This is a genomic window from Microcystis sp. BLCC-F209 (assembly GCF_041928595.1).
Classification (GTDB): domain Bacteria; phylum Cyanobacteriota; class Cyanobacteriia; order Cyanobacteriales; family Microcystaceae; genus Microcystis.
Map to the genome: position 1 here is coordinate 1 of NZ_JBHFLL010000048.1, position 3605 is coordinate 3605.

General features: G+C 40.7%; 4 protein-coding genes. 1 reads left to right on the top strand and 3 read right to left on the bottom strand.

Annotation, left to right across the window (positions count from 1 at the left end; translation table 11 throughout):
- Window positions 1-250 precede the first annotated feature (250 nt).
- Window positions 251-1102, bottom strand: a complete 852-nt coding sequence (locus ACE1AQ_RS03340; RefSeq protein ID WP_008197048.1) for an alpha/beta fold hydrolase — start codon at window positions 1100-1102, stop codon at window positions 251-253.
- A 231-nt stretch (window positions 1103-1333) separates the two neighbouring features.
- Here ACE1AQ_RS03340 and ACE1AQ_RS03345 point away from each other — a divergent pair, with 231 nt between their 5' ends.
- Complete coding sequence (locus tag ACE1AQ_RS03345) at window positions 1334-1786, top strand: hypothetical protein (RefSeq protein WP_110543645.1); 453 nt, start codon at window positions 1334-1336, stop codon at window positions 1784-1786.
- A 450-nt stretch (window positions 1787-2236) separates the two neighbouring features.
- Here ACE1AQ_RS03345 and ACE1AQ_RS03350 read toward each other — a convergent pair whose 3' ends face one another.
- Entirely contained in the window at window positions 2237-3025 is a 789-nt protein-coding gene (locus tag ACE1AQ_RS03350; RefSeq protein ID WP_374807858.1) for an RNA-guided endonuclease InsQ/TnpB family protein, read from the bottom strand.
- A gap of 198 nt (window positions 3026-3223) precedes the next feature.
- A complete protein-coding gene (locus tag ACE1AQ_RS03355; protein ID WP_008203365.1) occupies window positions 3224-3475 on the bottom strand; it encodes a hypothetical protein in 252 nt (83 codons plus the stop codon).
- Window positions 3476-3605 lie beyond the last annotated feature (130 nt).

A 3605-nucleotide genomic window follows, 5' to 3' on the forward strand; every position in this document is an offset into this window, starting at 1 on the left:
CTAGGTTCTGTGTGATAAGTTTAATTGACATAGGATCGATCGATCTTTGTGTCCTTTGTGTCTTTGTGGTTCGTTCCACCCCCTCGCTCTTGAGAAATGTATCTTAGAATACATTTTACCCACCAAAGCTGGGAGAGCCAAGTAGGAGACTCCGAGACAGCTATCAGGGATCAGATTTGAGTTTTTAACTCACTGTTTGTGGAGTTAAGAAACTGTTGGAAAAGTTCAAGAATGCGCTTACCTACAGGTTCTAACCGCGATGCTGATTTAAAATAGCCATCATCTTTTCAGCTACCGCAGTTGTTTGTTCCAGCATGGCAAAATGACCACAATCGGATAACTCAATCACGTTGCTGCCAGTTTCAAACAAAGGATGAAAACTGGCCAGATGGTTAACGTACTTAACCTCCATAATCGTATCCTCTTTCCCCGCCAGAAAATAGACCGGTTGCGGGAGACGGGAGACAATCTGGGGTAAAAGATGAACTTCGCTGATAGTAGTAGTTTCCAAAAGTGACCCTAGGGCCGCTTGGTAATCGGCCCGGACAAAATCAATCACGCGCTGTTTGCCCCATTTTTTACCTAGGGTTTGCTTGACCATCATCCGCGAGAATAAAAGATCAATAAAGGGAACACGGGGCAACCAAGAGGGTCTTTTCTGTAAAATCTGTCTTCCGGCCTCTCGAAAGCGCTCAAATTCCTCCTTTAGATAGATGCCACCCCCAGCATTCATACAGATTACCCCTTTAATCCGTTCAGGACAGCTATCTGCAGCCCACAAAGCAACACTACCACCGAGGGAATGACCGACTAACCAAGCAGCATCGAGGTTTAAGCGGTTAAGAAGGGTAATAACGTCTTGGGAGTAGGATTCAAGGTTATAACTGCTAGGAGGACTGTTAGAGGTGATTTTTTGGGAGTCGCCAAAGCCCCGGAGATCGTAAACTAGACAGGGATAATCCGGGGAGAGAATATCTACCAAAGGCTGCCAGTAGTGACGACTCAGCAGCCAACCGTGTATAAAGACTAAAACCGGTTTATCCGCTTGGGGCGAAAATAACTCGTAACTGTGGGATACTCCCGATATGTCGATGGTTGCCATATAATCAATCTCAACCTAAATTAAACCGTTGATAGGGGTTACTAGGGAAACTTCTAGAGAAAAAAAGGTGTATTTAGCCTTGTTTATAGAGCAAAATCGGGCAAGCTTAGGATATTCCCCCGATAGCTGATGACTCACCACTATAGACAATTTTAAAAGCTTCTACTCAAGTATAAAACACTGGAGATACCCCCCTAAAATAGGATGAAAACCCTAGACCAGGATTCATCTATGAAATGCGATCGCTTTTTGACTCTTTCCCTACTGTTAAGTCTGGGATTAGCTTTTCCCCCCTCTCTACCCGCTCAAAATCCCCCCGCTACCACCTTTCAACCCGGTCCTTGGCAGCCGGTGGCTAGGGTGAATACCAGTCGTCCCGTGCAGATCAAAATCATCAATCAAACCGATATTGACCTCAATTATGACCTATCGGCCAATATTAATTCCTCTCCCCAATTATTATCTCCCAGTGCGGAGACAACCCTAAGAGGTTTGGTAATTCCAGCATATATTCTGATTAATCGGGCTAATGCCGCCGCAGATTCCTATTCTTCTAGTTTAATCTATGCCGTCGAGGTCAATGATGATAATTTAGTCACGATTACTGTCACCAAAGTTCCGGGGAGTACCCCTGGTTATACCACTTTTAACATCAATCAACAGGGTGCTATTTATATTTACTAGCTCTAGCTTAAAAAGTAATTTTGACCGACTAAAAATTAAATTGATTGGGAACCGGTTCTTTTCTCGTTCCAAGCTTCTACCTTGCAATGATACAAGGGAGAGTATCCCTTCCCTCCCTGATGGGTTATGCAAGAGGTGAAACTTCTGGAAATGCGTTGCCACGGAGACCCTTGCAACGAGGTATTCCGTCCCAAATCTGGACAATTATCGAGGCAATAAAACTGACTACCCTGCCATAAAAACTCAAAAAAACTGTATTAAAATTAGCAGAAATGGGCAAAAAAAAGAATAGAATGTACGAATGTGCGCTGCATCTTTTGGCTTCACTTAACCTAACTTCACATAAGAAAATTTCCCGATGAAAGTCACCGTCGTATCTTTTAACAAACCGCTCAACTAAACTTACTCAAACTTACTTAAAAGCCTGAAAGCTTAGTCATTCCTAGTGGATCAAGCACGGAGCGGATTAAACGGCAACCCCTTTATTACCTGGTCAATGACATCAGGAATTACTTTTCTAATGATGTTAAATGCCCCATTGACATCGGCATTTAACAACTGATTTGTTCCCATTTTATAAAGTCCCCTAGCTAACCTTTTTCCCTTAAATAATGGTTTTTCTTCACCATATTTAGGTAACTCACCCCTATCTAAAGCACTGGATTGTGAGGTATAGGATTCTTCAGTTATTATGACTTTTATCCCTTTTAATTGAGCTTTATAGGTTAACATTTCTATTAATCTATTATGGAGAATATTGACCAATTGTTGATTATTACTTTTTCCTAGATTAAGAGATTGTTTCATCCGCTCATTATGCCCAATTATTAACGTCCCTATTTCATGAAGAATACACCAATCTATTACTCTTTTACTAGCTGTGTGTAGATAATTTTCTACTCGACAGTTTCGTTTATGGGTTAGGAATATCAATCTCTTAGATGAGGGTTGATTATTTCTGGTTTTCAGTTGAGATTGTAAGCGGGAACGTTGTTTGTTGTAGAAGGTGTTAATTGCTTTTAACGGTCTGCCATTTACCAAAAGAGGTGCTACACCTGTTTGATTTGTAGTTACAGCCATTAAGTTATTAACTCCTAAATCTATCCCAGCTATCTCTTGTTTATCTGTGGTTTCCGACCGTCTTTCATAGACTATTTCAATGACATAACAGCTACTTTTGGGGACAATTCTCACTTCAATTATTTCTCTTCGGGAAGTGGTCAATTTTACGTCGCTCATAGACAAGTGACACCCCCCCTTGCCCCCCCGACGTCGGGGGGGTTGGGGGGGTCTTCTTTTAAAGGTTTTTTATAAATTGATTCCTGAGAATATATTAGCAGGTTTCTTCCTTTGGTTTTGTCCTTATACTTAATAATTTTAGGTTTTCCTAAAAATTTTTCAGGGTGTTTTTTCCAAGCTCTAAAAGCGGCAAAATAACTAATCCAAGCCTGATCTAATCTTCTGATTATCTGCGTGCTTCGGTTTCGTGGGTAAAGCTAAATAATCTGAGGTTTTAGATACCAGATGATAGAGTTGATTAAAACTCAGTTTTTGGGAGTTTTCAAAGAAATATTGGCGATAATGGTAGTTAGCTAGATTGAACAAATTTTTTGACAAGAAGGCATAATGGTCGATTTCTGACCATAAGGGATGGTTTTGACTGATAATATGACGTTCAACTAGCTTCATATCTTGATTATACCTGATAACGTTCTTAAAATCTATCGGTGGCCAAAGTTACTTATTTTAGCTATCTAGCTACAGAAATGAGTAGCTTTAAAAAGCTTTAGGTAGGTTTTTGGTTTCTGTGGTTAACCCC

Bases quoted from the DNA above. Each gene is read 5' to 3' on its own strand.
- ACE1AQ_RS03340 (WP_008197048.1), bottom strand. From the start codon at position 1,102: ATGGCAACCATCGACATATCGGGAGTATCCCACAGTTACGAGTTATTT.
- ACE1AQ_RS03355 (WP_008203365.1), bottom strand. From the start codon at position 3,475: ATGAAGCTAGTTGAACGTCATATTATCAGTCAAAACCATCCCTTATGG.
- ACE1AQ_RS03345 (WP_110543645.1), top strand. From the start codon at position 1,334: ATGAAATGCGATCGCTTTTTGACTCTTTCCCTACTGTTAAGTCTGGGA.
- ACE1AQ_RS03350 (WP_374807858.1), bottom strand. From the start codon at position 3,025: ATGAGCGACGTAAAATTGACCACTTCCCGAAGAGAAATAATTGAAGTG.